The organism is Leifsonia williamsii (genome assembly GCF_030433685.1).
GTDB lineage: Bacteria > Actinomycetota > Actinomycetes > Actinomycetales > Microbacteriaceae > Leifsonia > Leifsonia williamsii.
In genome coordinates, this window is sequence record NZ_JAROCF010000001.1 from 1,914,732 (window position 1) to 1,933,768 (window position 19,037).

At 72.0% G+C, this 19,037-nt stretch carries 19 protein-coding genes; 14 read left to right on the forward strand and 5 right to left on the reverse strand.

From position 1 onward, the window contains the following. Positions 1-67 precede the first annotated feature (67 nt). Positions 68-1,660, forward strand: a complete 1,593-nt coding sequence (locus tag P5G50_RS08955; protein WP_301210828.1) for an FAD-dependent monooxygenase — start codon at positions 68-70, stop codon at positions 1,658-1,660. A gap of 155 nt (positions 1,661-1,815) precedes the next feature. Beyond that, positions 1,816-2,280, forward strand: a complete 465-nt coding sequence (locus P5G50_RS08960; RefSeq protein WP_301210827.1) for a hypothetical protein — start codon at positions 1,816-1,818, stop codon at positions 2,278-2,280. Positions 2,281-2,301: 21 nt separating this feature from the next. Here P5G50_RS08960 and P5G50_RS08965 read toward each other — a convergent pair whose 3' ends face one another. Next, on the reverse strand, positions 2,302-2,838 hold the full coding sequence (locus P5G50_RS08965) for a helix-turn-helix domain-containing protein (RefSeq protein ID WP_301210826.1): 537 nt from the start codon (positions 2,836-2,838) through the stop codon (positions 2,302-2,304). 181 nt (positions 2,839-3,019) lie between these two features. Here P5G50_RS08965 and P5G50_RS08970 point away from each other — a divergent pair, with 181 nt between their 5' ends. The 12 genes from P5G50_RS08970 to P5G50_RS09025 all read left to right on the forward strand — a co-directional run bounded on the left by P5G50_RS08970 (position 3,020) and on the right by P5G50_RS09025 (position 15,564). After that, positions 3,020-4,615: an ABC transporter substrate-binding protein gene (locus P5G50_RS08970; RefSeq protein WP_301210824.1), complete on the forward strand. Its 1,596-nt coding sequence runs from the start codon at positions 3,020-3,022 to the stop codon at positions 4,613-4,615. Positions 4,616-4,716: 101 nt separating this feature from the next. Then, complete coding sequence (locus P5G50_RS08975; RefSeq protein WP_301210822.1) at positions 4,717-5,739, forward strand: ABC transporter permease; 1,023 nt, start codon at positions 4,717-4,719, stop codon at positions 5,737-5,739. Beyond that, positions 5,736-6,653 carry an ABC transporter permease gene (locus P5G50_RS08980; protein ID WP_301210820.1) on the forward strand — a complete coding sequence of 306 codons (918 nt, stop codon included), beginning with the start codon at positions 5,736-5,738 and terminating at the stop codon, positions 6,651-6,653. Before P5G50_RS08975 ends, P5G50_RS08980 begins: the two co-directional genes overlap by 4 nt. Beyond that, positions 6,650-7,471 (forward strand): ABC transporter ATP-binding protein, encoded by an 822-nt coding sequence (locus P5G50_RS08985; RefSeq protein ID WP_301210819.1) that lies wholly within the window; start codon positions 6,650-6,652, stop codon positions 7,469-7,471. Before P5G50_RS08980 ends, P5G50_RS08985 begins: the two co-directional genes overlap by 4 nt. Then, a complete protein-coding gene (locus P5G50_RS08990; RefSeq protein ID WP_301210818.1) occupies positions 7,468-8,322 on the forward strand; it encodes an ABC transporter ATP-binding protein in 855 nt (284 codons plus the stop codon). The genes P5G50_RS08985 and P5G50_RS08990 overlap by 4 nt, the downstream gene beginning before the upstream one ends. After that, complete coding sequence (locus tag P5G50_RS08995) at positions 8,319-9,560, forward strand: amidohydrolase family protein (RefSeq protein ID WP_301210817.1); 1,242 nt, start codon at positions 8,319-8,321, stop codon at positions 9,558-9,560. Before P5G50_RS08990 ends, P5G50_RS08995 begins: the two co-directional genes overlap by 4 nt. Beyond that, positions 9,557-11,245: a DUF885 domain-containing protein gene (locus P5G50_RS09000; RefSeq protein WP_301210816.1), complete on the forward strand. Its 1,689-nt coding sequence runs from the start codon at positions 9,557-9,559 to the stop codon at positions 11,243-11,245. The genes P5G50_RS08995 and P5G50_RS09000 overlap by 4 nt, the downstream gene beginning before the upstream one ends. Positions 11,246-11,265: 20 nt before the next feature. Continuing rightward, on the forward strand, positions 11,266-11,682 hold the full coding sequence (locus tag P5G50_RS09005) for a YybH family protein (protein ID WP_301210815.1): 417 nt from the start codon (positions 11,266-11,268) through the stop codon (positions 11,680-11,682). Between the two features lie 13 nt (positions 11,683-11,695). Next, complete coding sequence (locus tag P5G50_RS09010) at positions 11,696-12,625, forward strand: dihydrodipicolinate synthase family protein (RefSeq protein WP_301210814.1); 930 nt, start codon at positions 11,696-11,698, stop codon at positions 12,623-12,625. Next, entirely contained in the window at positions 12,622-13,824 is a 1,203-nt protein-coding gene (locus tag P5G50_RS09015; protein WP_301210813.1) for an NAD(P)/FAD-dependent oxidoreductase, read from the forward strand. Before P5G50_RS09010 ends, P5G50_RS09015 begins: the two co-directional genes overlap by 4 nt. Then, a complete protein-coding gene (locus tag P5G50_RS09020) occupies positions 13,817-14,110 on the forward strand; it encodes a (2Fe-2S)-binding protein (protein ID WP_301210812.1) in 294 nt (97 codons plus the stop codon). The genes P5G50_RS09015 and P5G50_RS09020 overlap by 8 nt, the downstream gene beginning before the upstream one ends. Next, complete coding sequence (locus P5G50_RS09025) at positions 14,107-15,564, forward strand: FAD/NAD(P)-dependent oxidoreductase (RefSeq protein ID WP_301210811.1); 1,458 nt, start codon at positions 14,107-14,109, stop codon at positions 15,562-15,564. The genes P5G50_RS09020 and P5G50_RS09025 overlap by 4 nt, the downstream gene beginning before the upstream one ends. A gap of 13 nt (positions 15,565-15,577) precedes the next feature. On the opposite strand, the gene P5G50_RS09030 is transcribed toward P5G50_RS09025, so the two are convergent. The 4 genes from P5G50_RS09030 to P5G50_RS09045 form a co-directional block, all read right to left on the reverse strand. Continuing rightward, complete coding sequence (locus tag P5G50_RS09030; RefSeq protein ID WP_301210810.1) at positions 15,578-16,273, reverse strand: DUF6766 family protein; 696 nt, start codon at positions 16,271-16,273, stop codon at positions 15,578-15,580. 142 nt (positions 16,274-16,415) lie between these two features. Further along, a complete protein-coding gene (locus tag P5G50_RS09035; protein ID WP_301210809.1) occupies positions 16,416-16,718 on the reverse strand; it encodes a DUF5652 family protein in 303 nt (100 codons plus the stop codon). 49 nt (positions 16,719-16,767) lie between these two features. Next, on the reverse strand, positions 16,768-17,553 hold the full coding sequence (locus P5G50_RS09040) for a neutral zinc metallopeptidase (protein ID WP_301210808.1): 786 nt from the start codon (positions 17,551-17,553) through the stop codon (positions 16,768-16,770). Positions 17,554-17,659: 106 nt separating this feature from the next. Further along, positions 17,660-18,871 carry an ROK family protein gene (locus P5G50_RS09045; protein ID WP_301210807.1) on the reverse strand — a complete coding sequence of 404 codons (1,212 nt, stop codon included), beginning with the start codon at positions 18,869-18,871 and terminating at the stop codon, positions 17,660-17,662. Between the last annotated feature and the right edge of the window lie 166 nt (positions 18,872-19,037).

The window sequence follows — 19,037 nt, forward strand, 5'->3', positions numbered from 1 at the left end:
TGTCGGAGCGCGCCGGTAGGGTGCGGGTACGTCTCGGGGAGGAGCATTCATGGGTGGGGATGAGCCAGTGGCCGACGTTGTGGCGGCCGACGTTCTCGTGGTCGGGGCCGGGCCGGTCGGGTTGACGCTTGCGGGGGATCTGGCGCGGCGTGGGGTTCGGGTGCGGATCATCGACAACCTTCCCGCTCCCACCACCGAGTCGCGGGCCATCGTGCTGCATTCGCGGTCGCTCGATCATCTGGAGGCGCACGGGGTCGTCGACGAGGTCCTGGCGCGGGGGATCGTGTCGACGGCGATGGAGTTCCATGCCGGGGGCGAGAGCATTGCGGAGGTCGCGTTCGGGTCCATCGATGCGGTGTACCGGCATTCCGTGTCGTTGCTGCAGACCGATACTGAGCGCATCCTCGCGGATCGGCTCGCCGAGTTCAGCGTGGAGGTCGAGCGCGGGGTCACGCTCGCCGGCTACCAGCAGGACGAGGAGGGCGTCACCGCTACCGTCCAGACGCACGCGGGCGACCCCAGCACCATCCGGGCCCGCTACCTCGTCGGCGCCGACGGGGCGCGCAGCACGGTGCGGCACCTGATGGGGCAGAAGCTGGAGGGGGACTTCGCGGGGGAGGACTTCCTGCTCGCCGACGTCGACGGCGAGCACGGGTACGAGCGGGCGCACTTCCACACGTTCCTGTCGCCGGGGGAGACGACGGCGCTGATCTTCCCGCTACCGGAGGGGCGGGTGCGGGTGATGGCGGAGCTGCCGCCGGGCACCGATCCGGAGCGGGCGGTGACCGTCGAGTGGGTGCAGCAGGCGCTCGCGGACCGTGGAGTGGAGCTGCGCATCACCGCGGCGCACTGGCTCACGCGGTTCCAGCTCAAGCACGGGCAGGTGGCGCGGTATCGCGATCGGCGGGTGTTCCTCGCGGGGGATGCGGCGCACATCCACTCGCCGGCCGGTGGGCTCGGGATGAACACCGGGATCCAGGATGCGATGAACCTCGGGTGGAAGCTGGCGCTGGCGCTGCGGGCGGGTGGCGACGACGGCGCCGAGACGCTGCTCGACAGCTACCAGAGCGAGCGGTATCCCGTCGCGGCGGCGGTGATCGCCTTCAGCACGCGGCTGTCGACACTCGGGACGCTAAAGAACCCGCTGGCCCAGCGGGTTCGCAACGCGGTTCTCCACGCGGGTGCGAAGCTGCCGCCCGTGCAGGAGCGGCTGGCAGACGAGGTAGAGGAGCAGCGCGTCCGGTACGAGGGCAGCCCGATCGTCAGGGGGAGCGGCGGCCGGCGCGGGCACGCGCTGAAGCCGGGCGACTTCCTGCTGCTGCGCGATCAGCACGTGGCGGCAGCGCTCGCGCAGACGACGGGGCATTTGGTGATCGAGCTTCCGGGCGCGGGAGGGGCGGTGGAGGCCGGGGCAGCGGAGGCCAAGGCGGCGAAGGCCGCAGCGGTGAACGCAGCCGTGCTGCCGTACGTGACAGGCGAGACGACCCCTCTGAGGCTCTCCGAAGCGGATGCCGGCCGGCTCGCGGATGCCGCCGGACTGCGCGACGGAGGTGTCGTCGTGGTGCGCCCGGATGGCTACGTGGCGTACATCGGCGATGCGGAAGAGGCGCCGGCGGCGGAAGCGAGCGAGTCGGCGGCGGTGGAGGCCGAGCGCCGCTGACACGCCCGCTCGCCCCTCCCCGACCACATCCCGGGCGTGTCGCCCGAATTGGGGTACAAACTCGTGTCCTCCATTTGGCCCACATACCGTTCGTTCTCGCTAAGCTCGCCGACGGAACCCGAATCCCGCAGTACGTCGACCCGAAGGACAACACTGTGCACTCGAGAACGACCTCGTACAACCATGCCCACGACGTGGCGCGCCGCCAGCTCCGGCGACGCGAGCTCGACCTCCACTGGGCCAAGGAGCAGCGCCGGCAGCAGGAGCAGCAGCTCGCCGCGGCCGGCGCTCTCGTCGCCGCCACGCGCGGCGCGCTGATCCGCAAGCCGGTGCTCGTCGCCTGCCTGGTGCTCGCGGCCGACGCGGGCATCGCCTGGGGCGCGGCCGAGACCTCCCTGCTCGGCTCGGCGACGCTCGCCGTGCTCGTCGCGGTGGGGGTCTTCGCGCTCGCCGTCGTCGCCGGGCTGGCGGTGCGCGTGTTCGCGCTCCGCAAGCAGCGCCGGGCCGCGCGCGACCTGTTGTGGGTGCGTGACCGGCGGCACCAGCACACGCAGTTCCACATCCAGGAGAGCCTCGGCTCCTACCTGGAGGCGAAGCTGCTGGCGCACTCGACGCGGTAGGCGCGCGGCGACAGCAACAGCTCAGGGGGAGGGCGGAGTCACCGCGATGATGATCTCGGTGGGCTCCGCGCTCTCGTTGATGTAGCGGTGCGGCTCGCGGGAGTCGAACGTGACCGACTCGCCGGCGCCGATCTCCACGCGCTCCGCGCCGACCTCGACGACGAGGCGGCCGCGGACGACGAACGCGCACTCGGTGGACGGGTGCGCCCACGGGTGGGGTGAGCTCGACAGGCCCGGCGGGATGTCGGCGTGCAGGACCTCCAGGTCGCCGCGGCCGGGGGTGAGGCGCTCGTAGGCGTATCCGGCGTCACCGGCGATGAGCTTGTGGCGCGAGCCGGGGCGGCTGATGTGCACGTTCGGTGCGTCGGGGTCGCTGAACAGGGTGGCGATCGACGCCTCGAAGACGTTCGCCAGGGTGCGCAGGGAGCCGAGGCTCGGGTCGGCGGCGCCGCTCTCGATCTGGCTCAGCATGCTGACCGAGAGGCCGGTGCGCTCCGACAGCTGACGCAGGGTCAAACCCCTGCCGGTGCGGAGTGCCTTCAGGCGGTCTCCGAGCACGTGGTGTCCTTCCTCGCGGCAGCGCCTATTTGCGCCGAGTCGTTAAATCTGGTGGAATCCATTCAATCAGATTGAAATCGATCCGAGGCTCCACCCTTTCCGAGAGGTCGTTCCGAGGCACCGTCGCCGAAGGAACTCTACTGCCTCGTCCTGCCCCACACTCCCGAGAAAGAAATCGACGATGAAATCTCTCCACGCGGCCCGATGGGCTGTTCCGGCGGGCGTCCTCGCGCTGGCCCTGACCATGACGGGGTGCGCGGGCGCCTCCAACGGCTCGTCCTCCTCGAACAAGACCCTCACGGTCGACACCTCGTTCGTCGTGAAGACGCTCGACCCGGGCACGGTCTACGAGCAGACGGGCAACATCGCCGTGCACGCGCTCTACGACACGCTCGTCACCTTCGAGGGCTCGAACGTGACCGATATCAAGCCCGAGCTGGCCTCGAAGTGGGAGCAGTCCTCCGACGGGAAGACCTGGACGTTCACGCTCGACAAGGACGCGACGTTCAGCGACGGCTCCGCGGTCACCGCCGAGGATGTCGTGTTCAGCCTGAACCGCCTCAAGAACCTCAAGGGCTCGTCGTCGCAGACCGTGCAGACGCTCTCGTTCGCGGCGAAGGGCGACGACACCGTCGTCGTCACCAGCGAGACTCCCGACCCGAACGTGCCGATCATCCTCGCGATGCCGGCCACCAGCGTGATCAACGCCGAGGCGGCGAAGAAGCTCGGCGCGACCGACGCGGACGACGCGGCGGCGAAGGACAAGGTCGGCACCCAGCTCGACACCGAGAGCATCGGCAGCGGCCCGTACGTGATCAAGAGCTACGACCCCAGCTCCAAGATCGTGCTGACGGCGAACCCGAAGTACTGGGGCGAGAAGCCGGCGTACGGCCGCGTCGTCATCCAGAACGTCGACGTGCAGAACCAGAAGCTCGCCATCTCGCGCGCCAAGGGCGACGAGGTCGCGCTCGACCTCTCCGGCCCGCAGGCATCGGAGCTCTCCAGCAAGCTGAAGGTCTCGGGCGTGGCAGACACCTCCTACTTCCTCAGTGTGAACCAGGACCCGGCGGTCTCGGCTGTCACGAGCAACCCGGCGTTCGTGAAGGCGCTGCGCCAGACGGTCGACGGCCCGGGCATCGCGAAGCTGTTCGGCAAGGGCGCGACCCCGGCCTCCGGATTGGTCCCGCCCGCGTTCGCCGGCGCGCTGCCGGAGGCCGACGCTCCGAAGCAGGACATCGACGGCGCCACGAAGACCCTCGCCGACGCCGGCCTGACCGGTGCCAAGGCCGCCCTGGTCTACCCGGCGATCACCTACCGCGGTGTCGACCTCGGCACCATCGTGACGAAGGTGCAGCAGGACGCCAAGAAGGCGGGCATCGACATCGAGCTCACCCCGCAGCCGATCAACGTGTTCCTGCAGTCGCAGTCGGAGGGGAAGAACGAGATCAACTTCTCCCCGAACAGCCTGAACTACCCGGCGTCCGACTCGCTGGTGAACAACATGGCGCCGGGCGCCTCCACCTCCCTCCGCACCGGCTGGACCGTGGAGCGCGCGAACCCGGCCGCCGTCCAGGCGAGCAAGGCCGTCACCGCGGCCGTCACGCCGGACGCCCGGACCGATGCGATGGTGGCCTGGCAGAAGGTCATGAACGAGTTCTCGCCGTACATCGCCCTCGCCAACAACGCCGGCATCGTCGTCGCCACCGGCGACCTCACCGGCGCGGAGTACACCCCCGCCGGCTGGACGGTCGACCTGGCCGCGATCGCCGCGAAGTAGCCGCGCCAGCATCCGAGACCGCGGGCGTCCCTGTCCTTCCCTTCAGGGGCGCCCGCCCTCCGGCGGACGTCGACGTCCGCCCCGACCCGAAGACGGGACTCATGCCACCTCTCGCGAGAATGATCGTGCGGCGACTGGTCAGCGCCCTCATCCTGCTCTGGGGCGTCACGGTCGTGACCTTCCTGCTGGTGAGCGTCGTGCCGGGCGACCCCGCCGCGGCCAACCTGTCGCAGCAGGCCTACGACGACCCAGAGATCCGCGAGGCGTTCCGCGCCAAGTGGGGACTCGACCAACCCATCTGGGTGCAGTACGGCCGCTACCTCTGGAACATCCTCCACGGCGACCTCGGCACGTCGCAGCAGACCCACCGCCCGGTGACGCAGGACCTGGAGCAGTACGTCCCCGCCACCCTCGAGATCGCCATCCCGGCGATGATCCTGGCGATCATCATCGCGGTCGGCCTCGGGATGCTCTCGGCCATGCGCAAGAACCGCCCGGTCGACACCGGCATCCGCACCGTGGCGCTGGTCGGCCTCTCCACGCCGCCGTTCTGGCTGGCGCTCGTCGCCCTCTACGTGTTCTTCTACCTGCTCGGCTGGGTGCCCAACGGCGGCCGGCTCAGCAACGACTTCGACCCGCCGCCCACGCTCACCGGGCTCTACACCGTCGACTCCGCGCTCGCGGGGCAGTGGGACGTGTTCGGCGACGCGGTGTGGCACCTGCTGCTGCCGGTCGGCATCCTGACCGCGCTCACCGTCTCCGGGCTGCTGCGCTTCGTTCGGTCGGCGATGATCGAGGTGCTCGACGCCGAGTACATCCGGTCGGCCGTGGCGAAAGGGCTGCCCAGCCGGGTGATCACCTGGCGCCACGTCTTCCGCGCCGGTCTGCTGCCGGTGCTGACGGTCTCCGGCCTGATGTTCGCCTCTCTGCTTGGCGGCGCCGTCCTCGTTGAGCAGGTGCTCTCGTGGCCGGGGCTCGGCCAGTACGCCTACAAGAGCGCGATCTCGCTCGACCTGCAGTCCATCCTCGGCGTGACGCTGTTCGTCGCCGTGGTCTATACCCTCATCAACCTCCTCGTCGACGTGCTCTACAGCGTCATCGACCCGAGGATCGGAGCGAAATGACCATCCTGTCCTCCGACCGGGTCGCCGTCACCCGGGGAGCCCGCCTCGGCCGCTTCGGCGGGCGCCGGGTGCGCCGCGACGGATCCCCGGCGACCGGGTCCTTCTGGCGCCCGCTGACCATCGTGTCCGTCGCCGTGATCGCGGTGTGGTGCATCCTCGCTGCCTTCGCGCCGTGGATCGCCCCTTACGACCCGCTGAAGACCGTCGGCGACAACCTGGAGGCGCCGAGCGCGGCGCACTGGATGGGTACCGACGACCTCGGGCGCGACATGCTCAGCCGCCTGATCTGGGGGTCGCGCCTGTCGCTGCCCCTCGCGGTGGCGATCGTCGCCTGCTCCCTCGTGGTGGGCGGAATCGTCGGGCTCGCCGCCGGCTACTTCGGCAAGGCGGTCGACAACGTCGCGATGCGGTTGGCCGACCTGGTCCTCGCGTTCCCGCAGATCATCCTCGCCATGGCCGTCGCCGCCGCCTTCGGGCCGAGCGTCGGCAACGCGGTGCTCGCCCTCGTGATCGTGTCGTGGCCGCTGTACGCCCGCATCATCCGCAGCTCGGTGCTGAGCGTGCGGGAGCAGGAGTACGTGGTCTCCGGCCGCCTGCTCGGCTCGCGCACCCTCCGCTCGATCGTCAAGGACGTCATCCCGAACAGCGCCGGGCCCGCGCTCGTGATGTCGACCATCGAGCTGGGCAACGCGATCCTGATGCTCGCCGCCCTGTCGTTCCTCGGCCTCGGGCCGCGGCCGCCGGCGGCGGAGTGGGGCGCGATGATCGCGCTCGGCTCGCAGAACCTCGGCAACTGGTGGGTGAGCCTGTTCCCCGGCCTCGCGATCCTCACGATCGTGATGGCCTTCAACCTCCTGGGCGACGCCGTCCAGGACCACCTGGACCCGCGGTCCAGAAGGGGGAGGTCGCGATGACCGCGCCGCTGCTCACCATCGAGGGCCTGACGGTGACGATGCCGACCCCATCCGGAGACACGGAGCTCGTCCACGACACCGACATCGCGATCGGCGACGGCGAGATCGTCGGCCTGGCCGGCGAGAGCGGGTCGGGCAAGACGATGACCGCCTCGGCGATCATGGGCATCCTGCCCGCGGGTGCCCGTGCCACGGGCCGGATCATGTTCGAGGGCCGCAATCTGCTCGACCTGCGCCGCTCGGAGCTCGACACCGTCCGCGGCAACCGCATCGCGATCGTGTTCCAGGACCCGACGGCTGCACTGCACCCGCTGCTGACGATCGGCACCCAGATCACCGAGCACCTCATCCACCACACGGGGGTGTCGAAGAAGGTCGCGAAGGCTCGCGCCGTCGAGCTGCTCGACCTGGTGCGCATCACCGACCCGCACACCGCGGTGAAGGCGTTCCCGCACCAGTTCTCCGGCGGGATGCGGCAGCGCGCCGCCATCGCGATCGCGCTCGCCTGCGAGCCTCGGCTGCTGATCGCCGACGAGCCGACCACCGCGCTGGACGTCACGGTGCAGGCGGGGATCCTCCGGCTGTTCGACCGCCTGTCGCGCGAGACCGGGGTGTCGATGCTGTTCATCACGCACGACCTGGGCGTCATGAGCGCGATCGCCGACCGCACGTACGTCTTCAAGGACGGCACGGTGGTCGAGTCGGGCGTGACGACGCAGATCCTGAACGCGCCGGAGCACGAGTACACCAAGGCGCTGATCGCCTCCCGCGCGCAATCGCTGGCGCAGGGCCGGACCCGAGCGGAGGAGACGCTGTGAGCATCCTCGATATCGACGACATCGTCGTCACCCACCGCCGGCCGGGCGCCCCGCCCGTGCGGGCCGTCCGCGGCGTCTCGCTCTCGGTCGAGCCAGGTCAGGTGGTCGGACTCGTGGGCGAGTCGGGCTGCGGCAAGTCGTCGCTCGCCCGGGTCGCCGTCGGCATCGAGGCGCCGACCTCCGGGACGGTGCGCTTCGAGGGCCGCCCGCTCGAGCCGCTGCGGATGCGGCAGCGCCCCGCGCCCGACCGGCGGCTGCAGATGGTGTTCCAGAACCCGTACGCGTCGCTGAGCCCGCGCCGCACGATCGCGAGCCAGCTGCTCGACGGCGTCGCCGAGAACCTCGACCGGCGGCAGCGGGAGGCGGAGGTCGCGCGGCTGCTCGCGCTGGTCGGCCTCGACACCGCCGCCGCAACGCGTTATCCGGCGCAGTTCTCCGGCGGCCAGCGGCAGCGCCTGGCGATCGCGCGAGCCCTCGCCGCGAAGCCGAGCCTGATGGTCGCGGACGAGCCGGTGACGGCGCTCGACGCCTTCTCATCGGCCCAGATCGTGCGGCTGCTGCAGTCGCTCGTCGCCGAGCTGGGGATGGGGATGCTGTTCATCTCGCACGACCTGTCGCTCGTGCGCGCCATCGCCGACGAGACCGCGGTGATGTACGCGGGCGAGATCGTGGAGCGCGGCCCGAGCGAGCAGCTCTGGGAGCGTCCGCAGCACCCGTACACGCGCACCCTCATCGCGGCGATCCCCGAGATCGGCCCGGTCAAGAAGCTGCCAGGGCTCGACGAGCAGCCCCCGACAGCACTCTCGAACGCCGGCACGGACGCCGGCCTCACGAACGGAGCACGCCCATGATCCTCGACACCACCACGGCGACGCCCGCACTGCTGACCGGTGCACGCGTCTTCACGGGCACCGGGGACGGGCTCATCGACGCCGCCGTGCTGGTCGGGGCGGACGGCCGCATCGCCGCGGTCGGACCCGCGAAGGAGCTGCGTGCTCAGGCGGCCGGCGGTCCGTTGCGCGACGTCGACCTCACCGGTCGCGTTCTCGCGCCGGGCCTCATCAACATGCACGTTCACCTCGGGCTCGCCCTGCCGGGGACGGCCGGAGCCGCGATCGCGAGCAAGTCGGACCCCGACCTCCTGCTGGTCATGGCCGACGGGGCGAAGCGCACCCTGCACGCGGGCGTGACCACGGCGCGGCTGGTGGGGGAGAGCCGCTACCTCGACTTCGCCCTGCGGCGCGGCATCGACGCCGGGATCGTGCCGGGGCCGCGCCTGTTCACGGCCGGGCACGCCCTGTGCTGCACCGGCGGGCACGGCTGGGACTCCGACGCGCTGGAGGGCGACGGCGCCGACGAGCTGCGCCGGCTCGCCCGGCTGCAGATCCGTCACGGCGCCGACCTGATCAAGGTCTGCATCTCGGGCGGCATCGCGGGCGAGCACGAGCAGATCGACACGCCGCAGCTCACCGACGAGGAGATGGGCTCGATCATCGCTGTCGCGCACGACTGGGGCCGCAAGGTCACCGCGCACGTCGGCCCGTCGGAGACCTTGCGCCGTGCGATCGAGCTGGGCCTCGACTGCGTCGAGCACGGCTACCAGCTCACCCGCGAGCTGACCGACCTCATGGCGGAGCGCGGCGTCTGGTACGTGCCCACCATCACGGTCAGCCGCTGCGAGGAGTTCTTCGACGCCCAGGGCGTGCCCGACTGGATGAAGCAGCGCGCGCTCGGCGCCGGACCCCGCCACTGGGAGAGCCTGCAGAACGCGATCGCCAGCGGCGTCTCCATCGCGATGGGGACCGACATGCCGCCGGCCGCCGACTTCGACGGCACGACCGCGACGGTGCGCGAGATGGAGTTCATGCAGGAGGCGGGGATGAGCGCGCTCGACGTCATGCGCTCGGCCACCGTGCGCGCCGCCGAGCTGCTCGGCACCGACGGACTCGGCACGATCGAGGCCGGGGCGCACGCCGACCTCGTCGCCATGACCGACGACCCGACGCTCGACGTGGCCGCGCTGCGCGGCATCGACTGGGTGATGAAGGACGGCGTCACCGTGCGCGACGACCGCGCCGGTCTGCTGTGAGCGGCTCCGCGACGCGCGAGGTCGCCGACCGCCATGTCTCCGCGCTGGCGGAGCACGAGCCGACCGCCGCGCAGGCGCTGGGCCTCGCCTCCACCCGCCCGCTGCCGGACCTGAGCCCGGAATGGGCGCAGGAGCGACGCGCGCTCACCCGGCGCACGGCGGCCGCCCTGCGCGGGGCCGAGCCGGACGGGGAGGCGGACCGCAGCCTCCACGCCGCCATGACCGAGCGGATGCGGAGCGAGGCCGAGCTGTTCGACACCGGATTCACCGCCCGGCTGCTGGCGCCGCTCGCGTCGCCCGTGCACGAGGTGCGCGAGAGCTTCGACGACGTCGTGGTCACCGACGACGACGCCGGCGACCGGGTTATCGAGCGCCTGCAGGCGGTCGACGGCGCGCTCGCCGACCTGCGCAGGAGGCTCGGCTGGGCGCGCGCCGCGGGGAGGGACAGCCGCTTCACCGGCACCGGCGTCGCCGCAGCGCGTCAGGTCACGGCCGTCGCCGACCAGATCGCGACGTGGATCGACCCGCGAGGGATCGACTACTTCTCGAGCATCGCAACGGCCGGCCTCGCGACGGCGCGGCGTCAGGCGCTCGATCGCGCCGCGGCGTCGGCGACGGCTGCGTTCGCCGACCTCGAGGACTGGCTGCGCAGCGATCTGCTGCCGGACGCCCCCCGCGAGGACGCCGTCGGCGAGCACGTCTACGCGCAGACCGCCCGCAGCTTCCTGGGCACCGAGCTCGACCTCGACGAGGTCTACGACTACGGCTGGCAGGAGCTGGACCGCCTGTTCTCCGAAGCGCTCTCCCTCTCTGCGCAGGTGCTCGGCGGACACGTCGGCGACGGCGGACCCGGGGAGGTCGCGGCGGCTGCGCGTGCGCTCGACGCCGATCAGCGCCACCGCGTCGAGGGGCGCGCGAACATCGTCGGCTGGCTGAACGACCGCCTCGACTGGACGCTCGAAACGGTCGGTGACGCCTTCGACCTTCCGGAGAGCATCCGCGACGTGGACATCGTCGTGCCGACCGCCGCCACCGGCGTCGTCTACTACCTGCCGGGCGCTCCCGACGGCTCCGTGCGCAGCAAGATCGTCTGGACCGTGCCGGAGGGCGCCGACGCCATCGGCACCTGGCAGGAGGTGACGAGCTTCCACCACGAGGGCGTTCCCGGCCATCACCTGGAGCACAGCATCAACCGCGCGAACGCCGGGCTGCACCCGTGGCAGCGCTACCTGTGCGAGATCCACGGCTACGCGGAGGGATGGGCGCACTACTCGGAGCAGCTCTCGGCCGACCTCGGCCTGCTCCGCGACCCGGCGGAACGCCTCGGGATGGTGCTGGGCCAGCTGTGGCGCACCGTGCGGATCGTCGCCGACATCGGCCTCCACACCGGTCGTCGGCTGCGCGCGAACCCGCTCGGCGCGACCGGGCAGTGGACGCCCGAGCTGGCCCGCCGCTTCTTGACCGACATCGCCTTGGTCGACCCGCGGACCGCCCGGTTCGAGGTCGACCGCTACCTCGGCTGGCCGGGCCAGGCGCTCGCCTTCAAGGTGGGGGCCAAGCTCTGGACGGAGGCGCGTGCCGCCGCAGGGCGCGCGGGCGCCTCCGCCGCCGACTTCCACCGCCGCGCGCTCGGCCTCGGACCGATGGGACTCGCGCCGCTGCGCGCGCTCCTGACCGACTCATGAACACCACGAAGGGGAACACCATGACCGACGCGCAGACGCTGCACGACTTCGTCGTCGCTCTCTACCGCGACCTCGGCGACCGCGCCGCCTTCGACACCCGCCTCGACCCGGACGTCACCGTGTGGGAGACGCCGCGCCCGCAGCTGATGCGCGGCATCGCCGAACTCGATGAGCTGCGGGGGCCGGCCGTGCCGCCGGCGGAGCGCACCGAGCCGCTGCCGCTCGTCACTCCCGTCGACATCGTCGCCGACGCGTTCGGTGAGACCGGGATCGTGCGCTACGTGCTGGAGGTGCGCGCACCGGAGTCCGGCGGGCTCCTCGAGACCGTGCGGGTGACCGACGTCGTCCGGCGCGGCGGCAGCGCGGGCTGGCTGATCGTCCACCACCACGCGCAGGACCTCGCTGCGCCCGCCACCGCCTCAACGACCGAGAACTGACGAAGGAGTCGCCATGGACAGGAACAGCGTCGACTGGCACGGGTACATCCCGGCCATCACCACCCCCTTCACCCGTGAGGGCGCCTTCGACCGGGAGGCGTTCGCAGGGCAGCTGGGCTGGCTCGCGGACGAGGGGATGCACGGTGTGATCCTCGCCGGCACGTCCGGCGAGTGGTTCAGCCTCTCGGCGGACGAGCGCGCGGAGCTGTTCGCGTCCGGCGCGCGGCACGGCTCCGGGATGACGGTCATCGGCGGGTGCAACGCGTTCACCGCCGCCGAGGCGATCCAGCACGCCCGAGCGGCCGAGAAGGCGGGGCTCGACGGCATCCTGCTGACGCCTCCGCCGTACATGGTGCCGACGAAGGCCGAGATCGTGGAGTTCTACCGCGAGGTCTCCGATGCGACCGAGCTGCCGATCTGCGTGTACAACTGGCCGCGCGGCTGCATCGTCGACATGGGCGTCGACACCCTCGCCGAGCTGGCCGAGCTCGACAACGTCGTCGCGATCAAGAACTCCACCGGGGACTTCGCCGCGTTCCTCGCCGGTCTCTACGCGCTCGGCGACCGGGTGCGCTACTTCGGCATCCCCACCAGCGAGATCGGCGCGGACCTCGTCCAGGGCGGGCACGGCGACGGGCTCATGGGCTCCGGCGCTCCGCTCGGCCGCGACCACCCCGACTTCTGGAATGCGCTCGCGGCGGGGGACCGGGAGCGGGCGATCGCCCTCGGCGCCCGCGACCGCGTCATCATGACCAGCTGGTTCGGCGCCGACTACGGCGCGAAGTTCGGCAACCAGCAGGCCATCATGAAGACCGCTCTGCGGCTGCGCGGCGTGCCGGCCGGCTACGTCCGCCGGCCGCTGCTCGAGCTCGACGAGGAGCAGGTCGCGCTCGTCCGCACGACGCTCGAAGGGCTCGGCATCGGGACCGTCCCGCTCTCGTGAGTGAGCGCTACGACAGCGTCGTCGTCGGAGGCGGGCTGCTGGGCTCCGCCCTGGCCTGGATGCTCGCGCGCGACGGCGCCCGCGTCGCCCTGCTCGAACGCGACCAGCTCAATCAGCACGCGTCGGGGCAGAACGCCGGCAGCCTCCACTTCCAGCTCGAGTACCGGATGGTGGAGAACGGCTGGGAGTCGGCCCGCACGGCCGCCGAGGCCATGCCGCTGCACCTGGAGGCGGCCCGTGAGTGGGCGGCCCTGGGCGATGAGCTGGGCGAGTCGGTCGGCGTCAAGCAGCCGGGCGGACTGATGCTCGCCGAGACGGCGGAGCAGGTCGCCGTGCTGGAGCGCAAGACCGCCCTCGAGCAGGAGTGGGGACTCGACGTCTCCCTGCTCGACGGCGACGAGGCCCGCCGGCTGGCGCCGTACCTCTCCGACTCGGTGGTGGCGGCCGCGTTCTGCCCGCTGGAGGGCAAGGCCGACACCCGCATCGCCGGGCCGGCCCTGGCGCGCGGCGCTGTCCGGCTCGGGGCGGAGGTGCTCACCCGCACCGAGGTGACCGGGCTGACGCGCACGGCCGATGGATGGCGGGTGGAGGCGGTCTCCCGCCCGGGCGGGGAGGGCGGCCACGCCGTCACGCTCGAGACCGACTCGGTGATGCTGGCGGCCGGGGTATGGACGACGCGCCTCGGCCGCATGGTCGGCGCGGAGCTTCCGACCATCCCGCTCGCCCTGCAGATGAGCGTCACCGCCCCGACCGCCCCCTTCATCCCGCACCTCGTGCAGCATGCGGGCACGAAGCTCTCGCTCAAGCAGACCGGCAACGGCACGGTGCTGATCGGCGGCGGCTGGCCGGCCCGCATGCCGCTCGGCGCGGGCGGAGAGCCCGACGTGGACGCCCGGCCGAGCCTGCTGCGCTCCTCGCTCGTCGGCAATGCGCGGGCGGCGATCGGCGTTGTTCCCCGCACCGCCCGGCTGCCCGTTCTGCGCTCGTGGGTGGGGACGACGACCGTGACCCCCGACCAGCTCCCGCTCGTGGGCGAGGTGCCGGGCAGCCCCGGAGTCTTCGTCGCCACGGGCGGCTCCGCCTTCACCCTCGGCCCCAGCTTCGCCCGATCGCTGATCGCGCTCGCGGGCGGGCGGCGGCCCGACATCGACCTCGACCCCTACGACCCGCGACGCTTCGGAGGCCTCATCCATGTCTGACAGCAGCGGCCTCCACGCCACCCGGCTCCCCGGAGGCAGAGGCGAGCCGATCGAGATCACGGTCGACGGCGAGCGCGTCGCGTGCTTCGCCGGGGAGACCGTCGCCGCCGCGCTCCTCGCCGCGGGTGTGCCGGAGTTCTCGCGGCGCGGTGGGGAGCCGCGGCTCCCGCTGTGCAACATGGGTACCTGCTTCGAGTGCGGCGTCACCGTCGACGGCGTACCGCTCACCCGGGCCTGCCTGCTGGCGGTCTCGGCGGGCATGACCGTGGAGACGAGCCGCGCATGACCACGCACGACCTCGTGATCGTCGGCGCCGGCCCGGCGGGCGTCGCCGCGGCGCTGACGGCGGCCGACCAGGGCCTCGACGTGCTCGTCGTGGACGAGCAGAGCCGGGCGGGCGGGCAGATCTTCCGCCGGCCTCCCGCTGCCTTCCGCGCCGAGGCGAAGCTCCCCGTCGGGTACCCGTGGGCGGCCGAGCTGCTGGCCCGGGCCGAGGCCGACGAGCGTATCGCCTGGCGGTACGGCACGACCGTCTTCGGCGTCCTGCGTGCGGGCGGCGGTGATGCGGAGCAGCCGATGGAGGTGTTCCTCGCGCGCGGCGCCGAGTCGGGCAGCGTGCTCGCCCGGCGTGTGCTCATCGCGACGGGCGCCTATGACCTCCCCGTCGCCCTCCCCGGCTGGACGCTGCCGGGCGTCATGATGGCCGGCGCCGTGCAGGGGCTGCTGAAGGCGCAGCGCATGCGCGCCGCCGACCGCGTGGTGCTGGCCGGCGCCCACCCGCTGCTGCTCATCGTCGCCGCCCAGCTCGTGCAGGCGGGCGCCGCTGTGAGCGAGGTCGCCCTGGCGCGCTCGCTGCCATCGCCGTTGGAGGCGTTGCGGGCGCTGCCGGCGATCCCCGGACACCTGCGCCTGCTGCTCTCACTGGCCGGGTGCGTGCTCACGCTGCGGCGTGCCGGGGTGCGGATCTCGCTCGGTACCGTCCCGACTGCCGTCGAGGGGGAGGACCGCGTGCGCGCGGTCCGGCTGGCGAAGGCCGATGCCGCCTGGCGGGTGCGCGGGCCGGGGCGCCGCATCGAGACCGATCAGCTCGTGCTCGGCTACGGCTTCCAGCCCTCAGCCGAGCTCGCCAGGCAGCTGGGCTGCGCGCTGGTCTGGGACTCCGCCGCCGGCGGCTGGGTCGTGGAGCACGACGAGGGGATGGCGACGAGCGTCTCCGGCGTCTTCGTGGCAGGCGAGCCGACGGGAGTGGCCGGCGCTGAGCAGTCGCGGGCGGAGGGCGAGCTCGCCGCGCTCGCCATTGCCGCGGACCTCGGACGCGCGGTTCCGCCGCGGGCCGTCGCCCGGGCGCGGCGTGCCGTGCGCCGTGCCGGCCGCTTCTCCGCCGTGGTGCAGCGCATGTTCGCCCCCCGGCGGGAGGCGCTGCTCGACCTGGCGACGCCGCACACCGAGATCTGCCGCTGCGAGACGGTGAGCCGCGCCGACATCGACGGATACCTGGATGCGAACCCGCACGTGTCCTCGGTGAACTCGGTCAAGCTCGCCTGCCGTACCGGGATGGGGCCCTGCCAGGGCCGCTACTGCGAGACGGCGGTGGCCGGGCTCGTGGCCCAGTCGCGCGGGGGCCGCATCGAGCAGGTGGGCCGGTTCGCGGCGCACGTGCCGGTCAAGCCGGTCGCGCTGGCCGCCTATGCGGCGCTCGGGGCGGACGAGCCGGCGGGGGAGGAGACCGGCGAGCGCTGATCGCTGCTCCGCGTCACTCCGCCTCCGTCGCCGTCTCGTGGTGCGGGGTGCCCACCGGCTTCGACTCCGACGAGCCGCGCTGGCGGAGGAAGATCGAGAACGCGATCATGCTGCCGACGGCCAGGAACTCCGACTGCCAGTTCTGCAGCGTGCGGTTCCAGAAGTCCGCGGAGACCAGGTAGCCGCCCCAGCTGACCAGCTCCTGCCCGTGTTCGAGCTGGTCCTGGTTGTAGGAGACCTGGCCGGCGAGGGACTGCACGAGCCACGAGGCCAGGAAGATCGCGCCCATCACGAGCAGCAGCGAGTTCGAGTAGAGGGTGTGCCGGAAGCCGCGGACCTTCGCCCAGGCGGGGGACTCCGGGCGGGCGTACTCGTGGACGAGCTGCTCCTCGTCGGTGCCGAGGCCCTCGTCGCCGACCTTCTTCGACTCGGGCGATCCCTTCTGCACGAGCCAGATCGTGGCGAAGATGAAGAGGAAGAACTGCAGGTACTCGCTCTGCCAGTTCTCGGCGACATCCACGACGAAGTCCGACGAGGTCACGAAGTCGAGCCAGCCGACCGTCGCGGCGTGGTGGGCGATTTGGTCCTCGTTGTAGGCGGCCAGGCCGGCGAACGACTGCCCGACGAGGGCGGCGAGGAAGATGACGGCGAAGGCGATGCTGAGGCCGTGCTCGCGCAGGCGGAAGCGGGCCGTGGACGTGCCGCTCATCGGCCGAGCGCCACGACGAGGACCATGGCCGCGAGGCCGATCACGACGAACGCCAGCCACCCGGTGAACACAGCTTTCATGGGCTGGACGTTACCCGGGAGCCTCCAGGGAGTGGAGGGGTGGACCGGGAGGCCGGGCGGGACTAGTCCTCCAGGTAGCTCCTGCCCAGCTGCTCGGGCTCGCCGGTCGTTTCGAGGATCGTCTCCTCGTCGTCGTCGAGCGCGCGCCGGTCGCGGTCGATGACGAACAGGTACAGGGCGTCGAGCAGCCCCATGGTGTTCGACAGCAGGAGCGCGACGAACCACGGCTTGCTGTCGTTGCGGGCCGCCCGCCACAGCGAGGCGCCCTTCCAGGCCAGCGTCCAGCAGACGGCGGCGACGAGCCCGGCGCGGGCGGCCGGGGAGAGGTCTTCGAAGCGCATCGGAGCGCGGCGCTTGGTGTTCATGGCGCCCATTGCACCGCCGGGGGACAGCCCTGCACAAGGGGCGGCGCCGCTACTCCTGCGGCAGGCACGCCGTCACCCCGCCGCGGCGGCCCGCGTCGAAGAACTCGATGCGCTGGAAGGTGTCGCCGTGGTCGGCGGTGTCGGTCCAGGCGGTGGAGTCGGAGAGGAAGGTCAGTGCGCTCGTGATCTCCTTCTCGTCGCCGTCCTCGAACTGCAGGCTCCCGTCGGCGGCGGCGCCGTAGAGCGCGGCGGCGGCCAGGCAGTCGGCCTGCAGCTCGTAGGCGTCCGTTCTGATATCGGAGACGCGCGCCTGGATGCTGTGGCCCCACTCGTGCGCGACCACCAGGTAGGCGAAGGCGTCGCCCTGGGCATAGCCTCCGCTCATCAGAGTGACGTCCCACGAGAGCTCGTCGGTCTCGCCGCAGTAGAAGGCGTTGCCGGCCTCCAGCGGCGTTCCGTTGCAGGTGGGGGCGCTGTCGGGGTCTTCGCCGTCGTAGTACCCGTAGACGGTCGGCGACGTGTACTCGCCGGTGAAGTAGTCGGACCAGTGGGTCGCCCAGAACGTGTCGACGACATCGATGGCGGTCTGCGTGTCCTCATCGAGGGCCTCGAGGTCGACCGTTTCTGCGGTCTCCTCGGGCGTGGGAGTGGCGGGGGCGGAGGTCGTGGGAGGCGCGGAGGTCGTCCCTCCGCCTCCCGCCGCGCCGCCCCAGCGGATGCTGATGCAGCCGGTGAGGGCGACGACGGTCAGGGCGGCGGCGGTGACGGCCGCGATGGTGCGGGAGGTGCTGCGGGTGGAGGTGCGGCGGGTGGAGGTGCGGACGACGGGTGTCACGGGACGCTTCTTTCGGGTGGACGCGCGCGGATGCGGTCACGGTAGCGCCGTGTGAGGATGGCTCACAATACGGGCGAACACTGAATAACAGCCGTTCGGCAGAGGCTCAGGCCGCCTGGCGCAGCAGCCGCACCGCCTCCGCAGGGTTCGGGAACGCGTCGCGCCCGCGCACGGCCTCCTCCAGCACCGCGGTGAGGTGATCGGCGGCGAGGCTGACGCCTCCCATCGCCACGGCCTCCGACCCCAGCGTCGAGGCGACGACGACGGGCGGCAGCGGGACGATGCGCCGCAGCGTCTCCTCGAAGCGGGGGAGGAACACGTCGGCGCTGGGCGAGCTGCCGCCGCCGATCACGAGCAGCTCGGGGTCGATCGCCAGCGTCATGGCGGCCGCGCCCGTCGCGAGGTCGTCGGCGAACTCGTCCACCGCGGCGCGCGCCGCGGGGTCTCCCTGACGGGCGAGCTCGAAGATCTGCTGCCGGCTGGGCCGCGGCGTGCCGAGCACCGAGCTGCCGTAGCGCTCGTTGAGCTCGGCCCAGCGCAGCTCCGGCATCTCGCCGACGATGCCGGCGGCGCCGTGCACCCCGCGGTGCACCTTGCCGCCGACGATGGAGGCGCCGCTGGTGCGAGCGCCGCAGAGCACGTAGACCACGTCGGCGTGGTCGCGCGCGGCGCCGATGGCGAGCTCGGCGCGGGCGCCGAGCGCCACATCCCCCTCCACGAGCACGGCGGCGTCGAACTCGCGGCCGAACCGCTCGCGCAGGTCGAGCCCGGTCCAGCCGGGCATGCCGGTGCCGCCGAAGTGCAGCACGCGGCCGCCGGTGCTGATCGAGCCGGGGGAGCCGATCGCGACCGTCCACAGCGTGGAGCGGTCGAGCGCGAGGCTCGCGAGCAGCTCGTCGGCGACGCGAAGTGCGGTGGCGACCCGCTCCTCCGCGTCGATGCCCTCCTCGGTGGCGGCGGTGAGGTGCCCCCGGACGCCGCCGGCCAGATCCGTCACGACGGCGTAGGTGTGGTTGGCGCCGATGTCGATGGAGAGGAAGTGACCGAGGCGCGGCGCGAGCCGGTAGGAGGCGGCAGGCCGGCCGAGGCGTCCCTCTGCCGCGGCGGCGTCGCCGGGGACGAGCCAGCCCAGGTCGACGAGGTCGGTGACGATCGCGTCGATGGCCGTGCGGGAGAGGCCGGACTCCGCTGCGAGGTCGCGCATGGTCTGCGGCCGCAGCATGACCGCTCGCAGGATGCCCCACGAGTTCATGCGGCGCAGCAGGGAGCGGCTGCCGACCGATCCGTCGATGCTGTGCACCAGTGCCTCTCGTGCCATGTCGTCCCTCTTCTTCGCGGCGCCCGGGGCTCTCCGGGGTGATCTGGAGCGAGTTTCATCCGGGGTCTTGCGCTTTATAACGCCAAGTTGCAGAATTAACCCGCCCAGACGACTCTACCGCGGATGGGCGCCCCCGGGTCCGCGAACCTCCCACGGACTCTGCGAT